The sequence below is a fragment of the Peptostreptococcaceae bacterium genome, from assembly GCA_016649995.1.
Classification (GTDB): Bacteria; Bacillota; Clostridia; order Peptostreptococcales; family BM714; genus BM714.
Window position 1 is genome coordinate 1 of the sequence record JAENWJ010000031.1, and the last position, 18,580, is coordinate 18,580.

15 protein-coding genes and 1 tRNA gene are annotated in these 18,580 nt (G+C 41.2%); 15 read left to right on the plus strand and 1 reads right to left on the minus strand.

Annotated elements, in window-relative coordinates:
- The 13 genes from JJE29_06350 to JJE29_06410 all read left to right on the plus strand — a co-directional run.
- Nucleotides 1-992: DUF1015 domain-containing protein (locus JJE29_06350; protein ID MBK5252236.1), on the plus strand; the 992-nt coding region annotated here is incomplete at its 5' end.
- 487 nt (nucleotides 993-1,479) lie between these two features.
- The gene (locus JJE29_06355) at nucleotides 1,480-2,205 is read left to right on the plus strand and encodes an HAD family hydrolase (GenBank protein ID MBK5252237.1); all 726 of its coding nucleotides are present in this window, start codon (nucleotides 1,480-1,482) and stop codon (nucleotides 2,203-2,205) included.
- On the plus strand, nucleotides 2,192-2,416 hold the full coding sequence (locus tag JJE29_06360; GenBank protein ID MBK5252238.1) for a hypothetical protein: 225 nt from the start codon (nucleotides 2,192-2,194) through the stop codon (nucleotides 2,414-2,416). The genes JJE29_06355 and JJE29_06360 overlap by 14 nt, the downstream gene beginning before the upstream one ends.
- Nucleotides 2,417-2,442: 26 nt before the next feature.
- The gene (locus JJE29_06365; GenBank protein MBK5252239.1) at nucleotides 2,443-3,387 is read left to right on the plus strand and encodes a cation transporter; all 945 of its coding nucleotides are present in this window, start codon (nucleotides 2,443-2,445) and stop codon (nucleotides 3,385-3,387) included.
- A complete protein-coding gene (locus JJE29_06370; GenBank protein MBK5252240.1) occupies nucleotides 3,388-3,711 on the plus strand; it encodes a cupin domain-containing protein in 324 nt (107 codons plus the stop codon).
- 110 nt (nucleotides 3,712-3,821) lie between these two features.
- Nucleotides 3,822-4,319 carry a prolyl-tRNA synthetase associated domain-containing protein gene (locus tag JJE29_06375; GenBank protein ID MBK5252241.1) on the plus strand — a complete coding sequence of 166 codons (498 nt, stop codon included), beginning with the start codon at nucleotides 3,822-3,824 and terminating at the stop codon, nucleotides 4,317-4,319.
- Nucleotides 4,320-4,329: 10 nt separating this feature from the next.
- Complete coding sequence (locus JJE29_06380) at nucleotides 4,330-4,827, plus strand: prolyl-tRNA synthetase associated domain-containing protein (GenBank protein MBK5252242.1); 498 nt, start codon at nucleotides 4,330-4,332, stop codon at nucleotides 4,825-4,827.
- A gap of 72 nt (nucleotides 4,828-4,899) precedes the next feature.
- Nucleotides 4,900-5,592 carry a hypothetical protein gene (locus tag JJE29_06385; protein MBK5252243.1) on the plus strand — a complete coding sequence of 231 codons (693 nt, stop codon included), beginning with the start codon at nucleotides 4,900-4,902 and terminating at the stop codon, nucleotides 5,590-5,592.
- A complete protein-coding gene (locus JJE29_06390) occupies nucleotides 5,589-5,861 on the plus strand; it encodes a hypothetical protein (protein MBK5252244.1) in 273 nt (90 codons plus the stop codon). The genes JJE29_06385 and JJE29_06390 overlap by 4 nt, the downstream gene beginning before the upstream one ends.
- Nucleotides 5,862-6,252: 391 nt before the next feature.
- On the plus strand, nucleotides 6,253-6,414 hold the full coding sequence (locus JJE29_06395; protein ID MBK5252245.1) for a hypothetical protein: 162 nt from the start codon (nucleotides 6,253-6,255) through the stop codon (nucleotides 6,412-6,414).
- A gap of 160 nt (nucleotides 6,415-6,574) precedes the next feature.
- Nucleotides 6,575-7,582, plus strand: coding sequence for a UDP-glucose 4-epimerase GalE (gene galE, locus JJE29_06400; protein MBK5252246.1), 1,008 nt, complete (start codon nucleotides 6,575-6,577; stop codon nucleotides 7,580-7,582).
- A gap of 106 nt (nucleotides 7,583-7,688) precedes the next feature.
- Nucleotides 7,689-8,324 (plus strand): S-layer homology domain-containing protein, encoded by a 636-nt coding sequence (locus JJE29_06405; GenBank protein ID MBK5252247.1) that lies wholly within the window; start codon nucleotides 7,689-7,691, stop codon nucleotides 8,322-8,324.
- 86 nt (nucleotides 8,325-8,410) lie between these two features.
- Nucleotides 8,411-8,917, plus strand: a complete 507-nt coding sequence (locus JJE29_06410; protein ID MBK5252248.1) for an SEC-C domain-containing protein — start codon at nucleotides 8,411-8,413, stop codon at nucleotides 8,915-8,917.
- Between the two features lie 60 nt (nucleotides 8,918-8,977).
- On the opposite strand, the gene JJE29_06415 is transcribed toward JJE29_06410, so the two are convergent.
- Nucleotides 8,978-17,500, minus strand: a complete 8,523-nt coding sequence (locus JJE29_06415) for a glycosyl transferase (GenBank protein ID MBK5252249.1) — start codon at nucleotides 17,498-17,500, stop codon at nucleotides 8,978-8,980.
- A 281-nt stretch (nucleotides 17,501-17,781) separates the two neighbouring features.
- On the opposite strand from JJE29_06415, the gene JJE29_06420 reads away from it, so the two are divergent.
- Together JJE29_06420 and JJE29_06425 are read left to right on the plus strand one after the other, a co-directional pair.
- Nucleotides 17,782-17,858: transfer RNA gene (locus tag JJE29_06420), tRNA-Arg, on the plus strand.
- Between the two features lie 606 nt (nucleotides 17,859-18,464).
- Nucleotides 18,465-18,580: 3-methyl-2-oxobutanoate hydroxymethyltransferase (locus tag JJE29_06425; GenBank protein ID MBK5252250.1), on the plus strand; the 116-nt coding region annotated here is incomplete at its 3' end.

Genomic DNA, 18,580 nt, shown 5'->3' on the forward strand with positions numbered 1-18,580 from the left:
AAAAGAATTGTCTGTATATTTATCGACAAATATTCCGCGGTCGTGTTCAAACAGGCATAGTTGGATGTACATCAATAGATGAATATTTGAATGAAATAGTTAAAAAACATGAATTTACGCAACCTGAAAAGGAACTGGATCGCATAAACAATATTGATAGAACCGATGCCAACACTGAACCATTGTTATTAGCCTATAGGAAAGAGGATAGCCTTAATAAAATAATGAATAACTGGATTAAGTTCCATATGCCTGAGTATAATTTTACAAGCGAAGATGCCATCACCCATATTGTATGGGTAATAGATGATGACTCGGCCATAAATGAAATAACGGAGATATTTAAAAATATTGAATATCTTTATATTGCAGATGGACATCACAGAACGGCTTCTAGTGCGAAGGTTGGAATTAAAAGAAGAAAAGAGAATCCGGATTACGACGGTACAGAGGAATTTAATTACTTTTTATCAGTTCTGTTTTCTGATGAGGATCTTTTTATAATGGATTACAACCGTGTGGTCAAAGATTTCAATGGTTTGACGAAAGACGAATTGTTTATTCAGATAGAAAACAAATTCGAGATAGAAAAATGGAAAGGCAAAGAAGCCTTTAAACCCATGAAAGAAAAAACTTTCGGAATGTATGTAGATGGCGCATGGTATAAGCTTAGCGCAAAGCCCGGCACATGGAACGATGAAAATCCATTGGAAAGGTTGGATGTGGCGATTCTACAAAACAATTTATTGAATCCCGTTTTAGGGATTGATAATCCGAGCACAAATAAAAGAGTGGAATTTATTGGAGGAATAAGAGGTTTAAAAGAACTTGAACATCGTGTTTCTACAGACATGAAAGTTGCTTTTTCAATGTATCCGACATCAATGGACGATGTTTTAGAGGTGGCTGATGCAGGGTTGATTATGCCGACAAAATCGACATGGTTTGAACCCAAGCTAAGAAGCGGCCTTTTTGTACACAAGCTCAAGTAGAAAGATAAAAGCAGTAGAAAGTAGAAAGTAGAAAGATAAGAGCGGTGGAACGTAGAAAGTAGAAAGTTGAAAGGAAGAACAAAAGTTTAAAGATAAAAGCAGTGACTAAAGAACGAGACTGGTCTTGAATTTTTGTATTTGATTCTTTGTATTTATTTTTATGTTTCTACGTTTCTACGTTTGACTTTCCACTTGCTACTTAGTGCTTAAAACTGCTATATGTAATGCATTTCATAAATAATCTTGGGTTCCGGTGTAAAGTCGGAACCTTTTTATCTTCATTGATGACATCAATTATGGTACATTGTAAGAAGAGAAAAAAATCGACAATTATTAAGGAAACGGGTGAAAAGAAGAATGGAGAAAAGCTCATTGTAATAAGTCCGCCTTATGAGTTCTAATTGGGGGATACGCTTCGTTTTGAAAGAGAATTTTGCAATAGATGGTTCGAGTGCGGTGAAAAAACGGCAGGAGGAAGCGGATTGCGATGAAAAAATGGATATTGTTCGACTGTATGGAAACCCTTATCGACATGACAAATCTTCCGAATTCTGAAGACTATGCTTTGTGGGCTTTCGAGGGATCTGAAGCAGAGGCTTTGTGGGATGATTTCCGGGATTTCTATATAGATTACAGAGCGGCGCGAATTGAGATAGAAAAGGAGTTGCCCCGTTTTAAAGAATACGAAATGAACGAGAGGTATAGAAGAATTCTAGGAAGCAAGGTCAAGGGTAAAGAGCTCGAAAAAATTGTAGCTAATATGGATGAGGTGTTTTGGAACAGATATTCAAGCGAGTGCTATGCAAAGGAGTCAGTGATTGAAGCTGTTTCCGTATTATCCAAGAAATATTACCTGGGAGTTGTTTCTAATTTCAAAATTAAAAGCGGTGTTCGCGATCTACTAAAAAAGACGGGTTTGCTGGAGCATTTTGAATTCTCGGTAAATTCATGTGAAATAGGATGGAAAAAGCCTCACGACCAAATATATTATGCCGCAAGGGAATTGGCGGGAGTCGATTTTGACAACATAGTTTTTATAGGCGATGATTATGCCAATGACTATGAAAAGCCAAAGGCTCTTGGCTGCAGAACTTTGCTGTATGATCCCTTTGGCTCGCATACTAAGGCTGAGTATAGAATAAAGGATTTTAATGAGTTGTTGACATCGAATATTATTGTAGGGGAGGGAATGGAAATCAATGAGCAAGAATAATAATAAAAGCAATAAGCTGAAGCAAAAGCCGCAGGCGGACTACAGGTTTTTGTACTACGGAATTGGATTTCTAGCCTTAGGGCTTGGAATGCAGTACTTTGGCTATGACGAAAGCAAGGCAGGCAATTACATAAGGATGATTTTTCTATGGATTGCAGTTGTTTTAAATGTAATGCACATAATGAGATTCAGGGCAAACAGGAAAAAGTGATTTCGCCGGTGAGGCGGGGGTTAATTATGGATAGAAACAGACAGATAAAAACAGCATCGTGGATTGGAATCGCAGGAAACATGTTGCTTTCAACGGCAAAGCTTGTTGTGGGAGTGCTTTCGGGAAGCATGGCGGTTATAGGTGACGGAATCGACTCAGCGACGGATATAGTCATGTCGCTGATAACATTGTTTGCAGCAGGGATAATGGAAAGGCCGCCGGACCCTAAGCATCCATATGGATATGGAAGGGCCGAAACCGTTGCTACAAAACTTCTTTCATTCATGATATTTTTTGCGGGAGCGCAATTTATGATCAGCACTCTCTCACGTTTCAAAATTATAGATACCCTTGCGAAACCTGATGTAGCGGCTATTTATGTTACAGTTGCATCAATATTCGGGAAATTCATTTTATCGAGAATTCAGCATGTAATGGCCAAAAAATCGGGAAGCGCAATGATAGCGGCGACAGCGAAAAACATGCAGAATGATATACTCACATCTATAGCGGTTCTTTTGGGTTTGGGATTCACATTTGCTCTTGATTTGCCGATTCTGGATCTTTTAACTGCCTTTTGCATAAGTATATGGGTAATGAAATCGGCACTGGGAATATTCCTTGAAACCAGTTCGGAAGTAATGGAGGAAACCAAGGACCTTTCCATCTACGATACATTGTTTGAGATTGTCGAAAGGGTGGAGGGCGCTAATCACCCTCACAGAACGCGGGTCAGAAAATTTGGAGATATTCTTTATGTTGACATGGACATAGAGGTTGATGGGGATTTGCCGGTAAATGAAGCTCATCTTATAGCTCATGAGCTTGAAAAGAAGATTCACGACGAAATCGAAGCAGTATACGATATAATGGTTCACATAGAGCCATTGGGATGCACTATGAAGGATGAAAAGTTTGGACTGTCACAAGAGATAATAAACAATACCAAGATTGAAAAAGGAGGAAGATAAATGTTTGTAATAAACGATGAAGGCAAGAAGTTCGATTTAAAAGAGGGCATACATTCAACAATCAAGGGATACGGTGGAGGGCTCATGGCTGTAGAGAATAGGTTTGAAAAGGGAGCAGTGGCGCCGAACCATACGCATTTCCACGAACAGACCGTTTACATAGTCAGCGGGGAATTTGAATTTTTCTTAAATGGAGAAACAAGGATAATGAAGGCAGGAGATAGTCTTTATGCCTCGCCTGATGCGGAGCATGGTTGCGTTTGTCTGGAGTCCGGAGTGGTAATCGATGTTTTTTCTCCCCAAAGAGAAGACTTTCTAAATTAAAAACAACTAATTAAAACCATTTTTTAACAAATGCTGCCATTCATCCCACGACTAAAGTCACGGGTGTTCTGGCGCTTCTCATAAATAATAGATGTGAAAGGATGATGAAAATGGTAGAAGAAAGAAAGCAAAAGGTGTACAACAAATTGGAAGAACTTGGGATTTCTTATGTAAAGCATGAGCACCCTGCTGTTTTTACAAACGAGGAATTGGACATATATGCGGCAGATATGGAAGGCGGACAGTGCAAGAACCTTTTTCTGAGAAATGCCAAAGGCAACAGGCAATACTTGGTTGTTTTGGGTCATGACAAGAGGGCCGACCTTGGCTCACTTAAAAAAATTCTGGGGGAAAAAGGGCTTAGCTTCGGATCGGACAAAAGACTAATGAAATGCATGGGGATAGAAAGCGGCGCGGTATCTCCATTCAATCTTATTAATGACACGGATAATACGGTTGAGGTTGTAGTAGACAAAACACTAAAACGCAATGAAAAAGTAAATTTTCATCCAAACGCCAACACGGAGACACTTACAATAACATACAAGGACTTCTTGAAATTTCTCAAGGCAATGGACAAGGACCCTCTCTTTATAAGTATAGGATAGCATGAAAACAATGAAGGCTCAGCAAAAGCAAAGGGTGTACCACAAGCTTAAAGAGCTTGGCATAACGTATGTAAAGCACGAACATAAAGCTGTTTTTACATGCGAAGAAGCAGACAAATATTCAGAAGGCATTGAGGGTGAGCATTGCAAAAACCTTTTTCTGAGAAATGCCAAAGGCAACAGGCAATACTTGGTGATTTTAGGCAATGACAAGAGGGCCGACCTTGGCTCACTTAAAAAAATTCTAGGGGAAAAAAGGCTAAGCTTCGGATCCGACAAAAGGCTAATGGAATACATGGGGATAGAAAGCGGCGCGGTATCTGTTTTCAATCTTATAAATGATGTTGAAAATATTGTTGAGATTGTTATTGACGAATCTCTAGGAAATGCAGAAAAAATCAACTTTCATCCAAATGATAATACAGAGACACTTACAATAAGCTATAGGGATTTCTTGAAATTTCTTAAGGCAATGGGCAAAGAGCCTCTTTTCATAAAGATAGGATAGGGTTATTAATAAAGAGGATTACCGCGAGATCTGTCGAATTAATACAAGGACAGAAAAAAAGTGGTGAACCCAATGACTTTTGAAAAAAGAAAAATGCTTGAGAATGTTTTTACAAAAAATTCGGAGCTTCAGCTTTGGAAATATGAAAATGGTGAAAGAGAAGACTTTGAAATAATAATCAATGGTGTATTCATAATGGCTACCTACAATAGCGGATCTTCAGAATTTTTAATTAGAAACGCGGCAAGCCGAATTGAAGGAAAAAGACCATTGTCGGTACTCATAGCCGGGCTTGGAATGGGTTTTACTGTTTTCGAAGCATGCCGCAACGAAAGAATTGAATCCATCGATGTGGTTGAGATGGAAGAGGTTATAGTGGATTGGAACAAAAAATATTTCAAGACTTGCGAACAGTCTTGTTTCGATTCTGGAAGAGTTGCCTTGTATATCGACGATTTTTACAATCATGCAATCAATTCTAAAAAATCGCACGATATAATCTGCATAGATATAGACAACGGGCCTATGCTTCTAGTTAACGAAGGCAACGAAAAGGTTTATACTAGCGAATTTATGCAGGTGGTTTTGGGCATTTTAAACAATGGCGGTGTGTGTGTCATATGGTCTTGCGACAGGGACAGGCGTCTCGAGCAAAGCATGGAGGATGTCTTCGATGAAGTCGAAATCGAAGAACTAACAGAAAAGTTCAAGGGAAGAGATGTTTCCTATTATCTTTATTTTGGTAGAAAGAGGGATTTGAAATGAGCATGATTGTAAGAGCGGCTCTTCTTTTTTTTGCCGCAGGGATACTACTGTTTCTGGTTAATTACTATCTGATAATATATCATACCAGGAAAGCAACTTTGGAAGGAAAAAAACTCAAAAAAAACAAAGCCGACCATTTTTGGGGCAAAAATGGCAGGGAAGGGATTGTTCCCAAGTGGGTTTCATACATTGGGCTCATGGCATTTGTAAGCTTTTTTATGGGAATTTTCATGCTTGGTTTAAGGGTTTTCTGGAACCTGTTTTCTTGAAAATTTTAAATATCGAACCAAAAACCGCATCCTATGAATTAGGGGTGCGGTTTTTAGCTTGTTTCTAATCTGATTTTCAATTCGATTTCCAACTCCAATTCAAAGTTTTTTGGTGGTCTCAGTCCCTTCGAAATGCATATCGTTGGTTGATTGAGATTCATCAATGTTGCTTAATTTATATATACCCATGGAAAAACGGATTAAACACTGTTATAATATTGGTTAATGATACCCGCGGAGGGTATAATAAGATTGAAAGGATGTGAAAATCATGAAAATAACAATAGATGAAAAAGCAATGAAACTTATAAAAGCAAAGGGCGCCGAATCTTTGGTTGTGGATATCCAAAAGTGTGGGGGCTGAGCATCCGCTCCTACGCCATTCGTTGTAATGGCAAAACCGAAAGTTTTGTCCAGGTATGAAGCGCATGATGTGGCCGGTGTGATGGTGTACATGAATAAAAGTGCCAAGGCTAAAGAAAGCGGCATTGTAATTTATGTAGAGAGATTTTTGTGGATCAAGCGCCTCGAAGTGAGAGGTTTGAAGCTGTAAGCAATTTAATATAGGAATGGGATTTAACGAGTGAGCCCCGGTTTTTGGGGCTTTTTTTATTTATATTTTGTGTAATGAAGGAGAGCGGCCGGATGGTATTGAAATTATAATATGGAAATAATGAAATAAGATTAATAAAGAGTATAGGGAGGTTATATATATGAGCATTCTTGTAACTGGCGGAGCAGGATATATAGGAAGCCACAGTGTTGTAAAGCTTTTGGAGGCAGGCCTAAAAGTGGTTGTGCTTGATAATTTATCAAACAGCAATCCTGACGTCTTTAAAAGAATTGAAAGAATCACAGGATTGGGACTCCAGTTTATTGAAGGCGATATTCTGGACAAGGATAAACTTGAATACGTGTTTGCGAGCAATGACATAGAAGCCGTGGTTCACTTTGCGGGGCTAAAGGCTGTGGGAGAATCGGTAGAGATGCCGCTTGAGTATTACTATAACAATGTAGCAGGAACTATTAATCTTTGCCTGGCAATGGAGAGGCACGGAGTAAAAAGAATGGTGTTTAGCTCGTCTGCAACGGTTTACGGCACCGGTAATCCTTCGCCATTGACCGAGGATATGCCACTTGCGACAACAAATCCGTATGGAAGCACAAAGCTTATGATAGAGCAGATTTTTCGGGATATATATGCATCAGGCAGCAACTGGAGAATAGCCATTCTAAGGTATTTCAATCCGATAGGGGCTCACGAGAGCGGCATGATAGGTGAAAACCCAAAAGGAATTCCAAACAACCTTATGCCGTACATTACCCAGGTAGCTGTAGGCAAAAGAGAAAAGCTCATGGTTTTTGGAGACGATTATGACACCCCCGACGGAACAGGTGTGAGGGACTACATACATGTTGAGGACCTGGCATCGGGGCATGTAAAAGCGCTTGAGAGACTGAGGAATGCAGAGGGTATTCATACCTACAATTTGGGCACGGGAAAGGGATATAGCGTTCTCGATGTTGTGAGAGCCTTTGAAAATGCAACCGGGATAAAAATCAGGCATGAAATTGCAGAGAGGCGGATCGGGGACCTTGCAGAATGCTTTGCAGACCCATCGAAGGCTTTAATGGAACTTTCATGGAAAGCCGAAAAAACCCTTGAGGACATGTGCCGCGATTCGTGGCGCTGGCAGAAGGGGAATCCCGAGGGATACTAGGCGAAAAGAATTGCCGAATTAATAGAACTATATATAAAAAATATCGTCTAATGAAAAAATTGGGTTCGAGCTGCTTTACGTACCCATGGAAGAGGATTATGCCCAGATGTCCATGACGGAAAACAAAACGGACGGAGTTCGCCTTGCCTATGGGCTGAAGCCGGGAAAACCGGCCATTTTCGAAGCGGAGACGCTTTCGCTCCTAAATCGTGACGGAAGCCTGTACCGGGAGCCTGAGATATCGGCATATGACGATTTGGATAATCACTATTCCAGGGAAGCTGTGGAAATTCTCGCGGAAAACGGAATCTATCTGGAAGGAGAGTCTTTCCTGCCGGAAAATATAATCGCGCAAAAGGATTTCTTCATTCTTTTCATCAATACTATGGGCTATTATGTGCCGGATGAAAGAAACGATGAGTTTATCGAGGAAATGTATGCATATCTGCTAAGGCAGGAAATCATTACAGAGGATGAAATAAATTACTCTTCTCCTGTAGAGAGGATAGATGCGGTCAAGTATATCATAAGGGGCCTTGTATACGAAAAGGTCGCGATGATTGACAAAATATTTTCGCAGGGGTTTGCGGATGTCGACGAGACATACCCGGAGCTTAGAGGTTATGTAGCAATCGCAAAAGGGATTGGAATAGTTAATGGTTTCGGCGGGAGTTTCTATCCGGAAAGCCATCTTAAAAGGGGAGATGCGGCTATAATGATATACAACAGACTAAGCCAATAGAGGCGAGCATTTAAAATTATCCCCGCCGGCAATGGTGTGCTATAATGAAAAAAACAGGGCACTGCCTAAAAAAGGGGAGATAATAATTGGGATTGTTCGATGATTGGAATAGAATGTCGGAAGATAAGCAGAATCAAGAGGAATATGATGAATTTTGGAAAGCATATTTTCTAAAAGAAAAGGATGCTTATGACAAAATTCTGACAGGTGGCAAGTTTGTAATATCGGGTAAAACTTCCGATGTGGCAAAAGAATTGGGACTCTCAAGTGAGGAGCTGACCGGATTTATTGACGGCATCAATACGAGCCTGAAAAAGCCTATTGAAGTTGAAAAATTGGAAGCGGATTCCGAAATATCGATGGATATTGAAGTTGAAAAACTATATTTAAATATGCACAAGGCCGAAGCCGATTGGCTTTACGATCTTGAAATATGGAACAATCTTCTTAGCGCTGAAAAAAGAGAAGAAATAAAAAAAGATTTCAATAGCTCTAAGACATTCAAAAGAGAAGAAGAAAAAGTGGGTCGTAATGACCCATGTCCCTGCGGAAGCGGAAAAAAATACAAGAAATGTTGCGGAAAAAACAAGTAAGGAAATAGAGATAAATAACAAAAATCAAGCCCCATAGCCATAAGGCTATGGGGCTTGATTTTATTCTTTTTTCAATACAGCAATAATATTGTGAATTTTTCCATCATCTATAAGTCTTATGCAATCCTCTTTTGATGCTTTTTGGTCAATCATGAAGCTAATTTTACCCGTCGATAGAGCGGCTGGATTCTGCACCTCTATCTTGTAAAGCGTATGTTTATAGGTGTATTCTATACTATACTTTTTCCAAAAGGTAGGTATGCATGGATGCAGATGAATGGAGTTTCCTTCTTTTACAAAGCCGAGAATATTTTCGTAGCCTACCTTATAGAGCCAGCCGGCAGCTCCCGTGTACCACGTCCATCCGCCTCTTCCTGCATGCATATCGGCACTGTAGACATCGGCAGCAACCACATATGGCTCGACCTTGTAATGGTTGGCTTCGAAGACGCTGCGGGAATGATTTATAGGATTGAGCATTTCAAACAATTCATAGGCCTTGTTTCCTTCTCCCAATTCGGCGAATGCTTGAACAACCCAAGCTGCTGCATGTGTGTACTGTCCTCCGTTTTCACGAATTCCCTTAGCGTAGCTCTTTATATATCCGGGATTCTTATCTGTTTTTTCAAATGGAGGAGTAAAGAGCAGTACTGTGCCATGTTCCTTTCGAACAAGGTGGTTGTATACTGAGTTCATGGCCAACGTGGATCTTTCCGGTGAAGCTCCTCCTGAAATTACGGACCAGCTTTGAGGTAGAGAAGCGATCATGCATTCGGTATTCTGGATCGATCCTAGGGGGCTGCCGTCATCGTAAAACGCTCGCATGTACCACGAACCGTCCCATGCGTTTTTCTCTATAGACTCAGTTATGAAGCGAGAGGCCTCCCTGTAGAGTGTTTTTCTGTTGGAATCATTCATGATGTCGCAGATTGGTAGAAAGCGCTTGAGAATAAGGTGCAAGAACCATCCAAGCCATACGCTTTCGCCTTTTCCACCGATTCCGACTGCATTCATTCCATCGTTCCAATCGCCTCCGCCCATTAGAGGAATACCGTGATCTCCGTAGGCTAAAGAACGGTCGATTGCCCGGACACAATGTTGGTAAAGGTTTTCTCTCAGCATCGATTCTCGGGGAGTCATATATTTTTCGTTTTCACCGTCCTCAAGAGGAGCCCCGCTTATGTATGGGATTTCTTCCAAAAGAAAATCGGTATCTTCCGTTACGCGAATATATTCGATGACAGCATATGGGAGCCAAAGCAAATCGTCCGAGAACCTTGTCCTTATGCCTTTATCCGCTAGGCCATTATGCCACCAGTGAAGGACGTCGCCTTCCTCGAATTGATGCGAGGCATGAAGCAAAATCTGTTTTTTGGTAATTAAAGGGTCAATCAGCAGCATATTGACAGAGTCCTGCAACTGGTCGCGATAGCCGTACGCTCCCCCTGCTTGATAAAAGGCTGTGCGGGCGTTGATTCGGCATGAAAGGGTCTGGTATACAAGCCATTCATTAATGATGGTGTCAAATTTATTGTCTGGCGTTTTCACTTTCAGTTTGCCTGTTAAATTGTTCCAGTAGCTGGCTATGGCTTGTTCGGCATGAAGCACTTGATCTAGATTGCTGTATTTGGCAATTCGTTCTAAAACGCGACGTGATTTTGTCTCGACGCCCATCATAAAGATTAAAGTCTTCTCTTCTCCGGGTTCCAGCTCAAGTGATACATGAAGGGCACCGCATGGATCGAAGCCTATTCCGCAGGAATTGGAAAGATTTTTTTTGCTTAAAAGTTTTGCTCTCGGATCTCCGGAAAAATCTTCGCGGTTGCCAGTGAAGGATGTTATGGGCTCCGATGATGCTAAATACTGAATTTGTTCCGGAAATTCAGTATTGTAGGGGTTTGTCACAAACAAGTACTGATTTTCGGCAAGCCGTGTTTTGATATGGAGTTGAGTATTTTGATCTGTGACTCCAAGCACGGGTCTTATATAGAAAAAGCTAGAAATTTGGCGCTTGAAATCAGATTGGTTCCTAAGGCTCAATCGATACAGCTTTATCGATTCGTTTATGGGGACGAACATCTTTAGGCTTGACCATATTTCGTAGCCATTTGTGATAAATTCACTATATCCCTTTCCATGGCGAATTTCAAAATCCATTCCTTCCCCTAAGGGTTTTGGAGTCGCGGACCATATCTTGCCGTGGACCTCGTCCTTTAGATATATTATTTCATGGGGGTCATCATAAAGGCTATCATTGGTCCATGGAGTGAGTTTGTTTTCTCGGCTGTTTTCAGACCATGTGTAGCCACCGCCGCTTTCGGAGACTGTGAAGCCAAATTTATTGTTGGCGATGACATTGATCCATGGGGCCGGAGTGTTGTCTCCGTCCTTGAGGCGTATAACGTATTCATTGTATTTTTCATCGAATCCTCCATATCCGTTAAAGTATTTCAGCTTGCTTCTGCGGAAGGCGATTTTTTGCTTTGAAAAATCATAATGGCTGTAGGCAACAGGCTCAGGTATTGCCAGAGCGAGGGGAGAGAGTGAAACTTGTTTTTCAAGAGAGTCTTTTTCGCAGTCAATCACGATTCTGGATGCGGCATAGAGCAAGGAAGTGTCCTCGTTTGAAAGTTTCATATTGTCTAGAATGAATATTCCCATGGATTTGGGATCTGATGCGTATCCGAACTTTCTTGAAGCCATATCCCGAATTTCATCTTCCATGTCCTTGTAGTATCCGGCTTCTTCGATGTTGAGGATTACAAGATCGACTGACAGTCCTTTAAGACGCCAGTATTCCTTTGCTTTAAGCAATTGCCATAATAAGGGCATGCTTTCTTGACGTTTTATACTTGCAAGAACTATCGGGACATCCCCTGAAATTCCAAAAGACCATAAACCGTCCTGACCTTTTTTGTTGCGCTGTATTATGCGTTCATAAAGCTTCTTTTGGGGGCTTAGATACAGTATTTGGGAAAGCATGTCTTGGAACACGAAAAGGTCATCGCGCGAAAGGTCCAGATACTCGGTCTCGACCTGCGTTCTGATAGTTGCCAAATCCGACAATTCACGGACCATATAAGGATTCCTGTATTTTTCTATGAGGGTTGAAATTTCTTCCCGCTTAGGGCTTACGCCCATGGAGAATGTTAAAACGGCTTTTTGGTTTGGATCTATGCGTACACTTTTTCGAAGACTCGCGATGGGATCCAGCACGACTCCTGAGGAATTATCAAGAACCTTTTCGAGGGCGACCGGATTCGACAGATTGCGACCCCTTCCTATGAATTTGAGCCGATCTGTTTCGTATTGGGTATTTCCGTACAGCTGTCCCTCGCAAAAGACCGAGTGGAAGAGATGAAGGGCGGATTCATCTTCCCCCCTAGGATTTCTCGTGGCGATAATGCTTTCCGTTTGCTGATCGAAAGTTGTGCTTACGAAGAGGTTGCTGAATGCGCGGTGGGCTATGTCCGCCGCGCTGGTGTTGAGTGAAATTTCAGCGTAGCTTGTGGTTTCAATCACAACCGGTCTTTTCTTTTTGTTGACTATGGATATGCGGCGGATTTCTACGTTGTCTTCAGGTGAAACCCAGATTTCCATGTGTATGTTGATTCCATTGTGAGATTGGACGAATTCCGCTTTTTCAAGAGAAAATCGGGCTTCATAACTTTCCGACTCAGCACAAACCGGTTTGAAACCTGCAGACCAGATTTCATTGTCTTCAATATTCTTGAAATAGAAGGTGAAGCCGTAGTGGTTGCCAAGGAGATCTTCTCGCCACCTTGTGACCATACGGTTCCGGTATTGACTGAAGCCACTTCCATTGTTAGTAATGACTACGCGGTATTCCTTGTTTGAAAGCACATGGCAACGGGGGAAGCCCCAAAGACTATGTTGAAATACACGTGTGAAAAAAGGTTCTTTGTCCTTGTATTTGGATATGGCCCTTGGCTTTTCCTTGAGCTCATGGGTTATGATTACGCGGAACGGAAGTTTTTCCTGCAATAGGCTTGCGCCTGTTTTGACAACCGGTTCTGCGTGAAATCGCTTTTGCATTATTAAGTCGTTGAGGCAGTTGTTTATGGCGACAATGCTCATGCCTAAATGATGAGACATATAGGTTTGCACGATTTTTTTAGGGGTTTCATTTCCAATCCGCTCTTCCGTGTAGTCGGCGGCTTCATAAAACCCGTATGGGCCTTGAAGACCCTCGGATTCAAGGTGCCTTAAATTGGAAATGGCTGATTTTCGATCAAATGGCAGGGCAAAGAAAGACGAATAGGGCGAGACTACATAGTCGTTTACTAGTCCCCTTTTCAAACCAAGTCCGGGAACTCCGAAGGCTCGATACTGATAATTCAGATCGATGTCGAAAGAGTAATAGGCTGATTCTGAAATACCCCATGGTCTGTTTTTGCTTTTCCCGTAAAGCTTCTGACTTTGGATTACTGAGTTATAGGTTTCATCAAACAGAGTGTTTTCATAGTTTTTGAGAATCAGATTTGGCATGAAATACTCGAACATTGTTCCTGACCAAGATGCAAGAACCCTGAAACTTTTGGACAATGTCAAAGTTCTGCCTAGCCGGTACCAATGCTTTAATGGAACCTGCTTGTTTACGATCGCCAAGAAGCTGGTTTGTCTAGCTTCCGAGGCCATAAGGTCATAGTAACTGTCGGTTAAATTGTCGTTTTCCCAATCATACCCTATCGAAAACAGATTTTTTTTGCCATCATATAGAGGGGCGAAATCCGTTTGATCCACCAGCCGGTCTATGGTATGGCACAATTGATCGAAGGTGCGGATGACTTCGTCCAGGTTGCAGACGATGGTTTTTAGCTTGTTTTCAATCTTGACAAGAACCGATTTTTCCTTGGTACTTGAAGTCTTGAATTTTGTCTTTTTAATTTTGGTAAGCATCTCGGTGTAGCTTGCGCGAAGTTCGGACAGGCTAAGATCCATTCCAAGATGACTCATTTCATCTAATACTTTTTTGTAGGCCGGATGCTCTGAATCTTCCATGTCATCGGGATCTAAGCGGAGAGTGTAGTACTTGCCATATTCAGATAGCAGTTCCCGTATGGTGGATTTTGTTTTTTTCGAGCAAACTGAAGATGAGTTGCCATATTTGGCCATACTGTCCAGAAAGGCCTTCCACTCGTAGCCTTTCTTTCCTTTAATATTTCCGAAGTCTTCTAGAATATTCTGTATGTTTTCATCCATACTTCCGCTTATCTCGCAAGTTTCACGAAGCCCTCGGACAATGTCGTCGTCAATAAGAGGCTTGTCCCTGTATTCTATAAGGCTTTGCTTGAGGGCTATCAGATACCCTATCAAATTGCCACTGTCAACGGTCGAAATGTATCGTGGCCTCAGAACCGAAAGGTCGTTGGTATTGTACCAATTATAGAGGTGGCCGTTCCATTTCTCTAGTTTGGATACGGTCGCGAGTAGTCGCTTTATTATAAGAATCATTCTTGTAATTGATAAATAGCCCATATCCCGTGCAGAAACAGCTGCAAGGAACATCAGACCCATATTAGTGGGAGAGGTCCTGTTTGCGGCAATTCTGGGCGGATATATTTGAATATTGTCGGGAGGAAGATAGTTGTGGGACTTTTGTGCATAATCCTCGTAGAAAGCCCATATTTTTCTGGCTTCAAGTCGCAAATAGGCTGCATCCTTTTCCGGAATAGCCTGTCCCAAAGGTTTTTTAGGAGAGAGCTTGAAGGCAATGAAGGGCGAACAAAACCATACAATGGCGAAAAACCATGGAAGGGGGGAACCTTCTTTCTGCAGCAATATGACCAAGCATAAAAACAGAAGAACTTCAATGAATACAATTCTCATCTTTCTTACGAACGATAAAAGCGAAGGCTGCGGCTCGTTTTCGGATAAAGATGCCGGTATCCATTCCAGAAGATTGTTCTTGGATATGAATAATCGGTAAAGGGATATTGCTATGGCCTCCATCGTTACATATGCCTCGTATGGAAGAAAGACGACCTGAAGCAGCAAGTATTGCAACGTGCCCCTTATGCCGAACTTTACCTTGCCCTTTCGATTGTATGACCGGTTGGGAGTATGGTAGCGCACGGCAAAAATGGAGTCTGCTATTTCGAGCAAAAGAGGTAAAAACATGGATAAAACAGCGACAAAAAGCCAAAGCCAAGCGTTTCCCGGCAAAAATGTCATTGAGCCTATTATGAGAAGGAAAAGAGTTATAGTGTAAAGGCTTCGCCTCAGATTATCGAGAATTTTCCATTTGGAAAGAGAGGACAAAGGATTTTTGACCTTTTCTCCCCGCTTGTTGACAATCCTGAATTTGAGCCAGGGAATCAGCTGCCAATCGCCCCGTATCCACCGATGCATACGTGTTATGTATGCAAAATATTTTGTGGGATGATTGTCCACCAGTTCGATATCAGTGGCAAATGCGGCTCCTATGTGGCTCCCTTCCAACAAATCATGGCTAAGGACTTGATTTTCAGGAATGGCCTCGGAGAGGACCTTGTTGAAAAGAGGCAAATCGTAAATGCCCTTTCCCATAAAGATTCCTTCGTTGAACAAATCCTGGTACAAATCGGAAATGTTCTCAGAGTATATGCTTACGCCTGTATTTCTTGCGTAGATGCGTGTGAAACGGGAAACATTTGAACTGACTACACTGATGCTCACGCTTGGCTGAATGAATCCGTAGCCTTCTTCTACCCGTCCTTTTTCGGGATTAAATATGGCCTGGTTCAAGGGATGGGAAATGGTTCCTATAAGTTTTCGCGCAGAATCTATGGTAAGCTGGGTGTCTTCATCCAGTGTTAAGACATAGCGAATCTTCGATTTCATTTTGGATATGTCGGGGGAGACGACTATGTGGGAAGTTTCCCTGTTTCCAGAAAGAAGATTTCCCAGCTCTGTGAGGGATCCTCTTTTTCTTTCCCAGCAAATCCATTTTTTTTGGCGGGCATTGAACTGGCGTTTCCTCTGGAAATAGAAGAAGATGTCTTCTTTATGGGAATATTTTTTATTTAGGCGTTTTGTCTCATTCAAGGCGCTTTTTATAATTTGGTTGTCTTCCTTGGTGAATTCGCTGTCGGCATCCTTGAATTCTCCCAACAAGGCGAAATACAGATTGGTATTTTTGTTGGCGAGATAATATGTCTCGATTTTTTCAAAAAGATCCTTTACGTTTTTTTTAGCGACTATGAGAGACGGTATAACGACAATCGTTGCGGATTCATCGGGGATTCCGTCTTTTAACTGGAGCTTGGGCAAAAAAACCGGAGGGGTAATCTTCAGAAAAATCCAGTTTAGAAATTTGATAATAATTTCGCTTATGGGTATGAATAGGATCAAGCCTGAAAAGACGGCATTGCGGAACAAATCGAAAACCGGGGATATATTGTAAACGAACAAAGCTGTTGCAAAAACCGTCAATATGAATACGGGAAGAAGATACGAAGCCGTTGAAAAGTTATGGAAGTAGTCGGAATTCCGAGAAAAACCCATGGAGGAGATGAGTTCGCTGCGTCCATTGCCTACGAGATAGTATCCGATGTGGGTTTTTCTGAGCGAGTCGCCTTGGTTCTTGGCTTTTTCCGATAAATCCAATGATTTCAGAGCTATCTTTGTTTCATTTATCTTAAATTTTCCAGAGAAGGTTTCTATCTGGTGCCGATAGTGGTCTCTGGATTCGAAATCCATAAGCGTGTATACTCCGGAAGGGTCCTTCCGGAGTATGTTTTCCACGACGGATACGGATTCGAAAATGTTGTTCCAATCGAGCAACGATATATTATTCAGAGAGGTGAAAAGATTGCCTATTTGGTTTTTGTGTGATGACTGGGTCCGCATGGCCAACTCGATTGTTTTTTCTATGGTGGTGTCATACTCCAGAAGCTTGTGCTTGAGGTATTGGGAAACAGATTCATATTTTTCGTGTTCCCTGCGTGTCATTCGCACGAGATATTCTATGTAGGAAGTGGAAACAGTGGAGGCATTTCCTATGTCCTTTTTAATTTGCTCAAGGGCATAGGACATGTCTTCGAAGTCGAGATTCTTGACTTTTTCGCGTTCCAGCTGATTTCTGAAGATGTCGTCTGAAATCTCTTTGATGTGTTCTATTACTGCTAATACGAGCATAGTGTTGAATATCCAAAGCTCTCCTATTGAAAACATGCTTGCGTTTTGATAGGCCTTTAGATAGTTTATTATGATTTCTTCGTTGAAATTGCCGTTTGTTATTTCTACAAGATTAAGAGCGGCGGGATAAATGCGCGGATATCCCTTGAAAATGGATTCTTCAAGTACTCCCAGCTTAATTTTTTGCCTATTGGCGAGAACCATTTTTAATTGCTCGACCTGTTCGTCGACCTTATAGAAATTGTCAAGAATCCAAGTACTTCCGGGATATAGCTCGCCTTCTCCCGTTGCAAGGTCCGACAGGCCTGACGAAAAAGAAACGATATCGGAATGATTCGTTTCCAGGCGGCTGACCAAATTGTTCAAATTATATTTTTTAAAGCTGAAATCGCTTTCAATGGCGATTTTTTCGGCTCGTGTGCGTATCTCTTCCATATTTGCCATAAAACACTTTACCTCCAATGTATTCTTAATCCCAAATGTATTCTTAATCCCAAAGTTAATATCTATATATAAAAGTATACCCTTAAAGTATACCCTTTGTGAAGATGAATACTCTTTTGAGTAAATTAAAAGTAAAATGAGATAGACATTTTGCAAGGGCTGGTGTTCATATTGAGAGATAGAGGTCGAGGTTTGATTTCCTGAGGGAGAAAGGGATAAATGGTCTCCGGAAAGGTTGACAATTTCGTCAAAAAAACATATGATAGTAATTGATTTTGCATGCACCTATAGCTCAGCAGGATAGAGCAACGGTTTCCTAAACCGTGTGCCGGTGGTTCGAGTCCACTTAGGTGCACCATCGTTAACACATTGAAAAATCTTGCTTTCAGCAGGGTTTTTGTTTTGTTTAAAATGGGCATAATCTTAAGGGTTAAAGTTTCCTAGTGCGTCCTAGTAGTGAAAAGCTGTTTATTGCATAATTAAATCACCCCCCGAATCGCGAAACAGAAATCCCCACTATTAAAACGAAGACTTCCTCATAATTGCAAAGGCCATTAAAAAATAATTATATTTAGGATTAACTAAGTTGATTTTCGTTTTGTGGAGGAGTAATATGATATTATTTAAAAGAAAACATCATACGTTTTACGTTTGATGTTTCGGAAATAAGGTAGAGTAAACGTTTGCCAAAATTAGAAAAAAGCTAAATAAGTGAAAGTATCTTTAAAAGACAAGATAAGCGACAATCCGCAATTGAACAAAATTAAAAACGCAATCCCCTTCTATAATCTCCGATTTAGGAGGGGTTAGTTTTTATTGAGGAGCATTTTGCTCCTCAATGTATCTTTTTATAATCTCAATTGTTGCCCCACGGGTGTTCTGGCACTTCTCATAAAATGATAATTTTAATGTATTACAATACAACATGATGCGCTACATTATAAAACAAACAGGAGGAAACAAAATGGCAAGGAAAAAATCGATTTTAGATCTGAATAAGATGAAGAAAACAGGGGAAAAAGTATCGTGGATTACTGCTTACGATTTCCCGATGGCTTCATTCGCCGAAGAAGCTGGAAT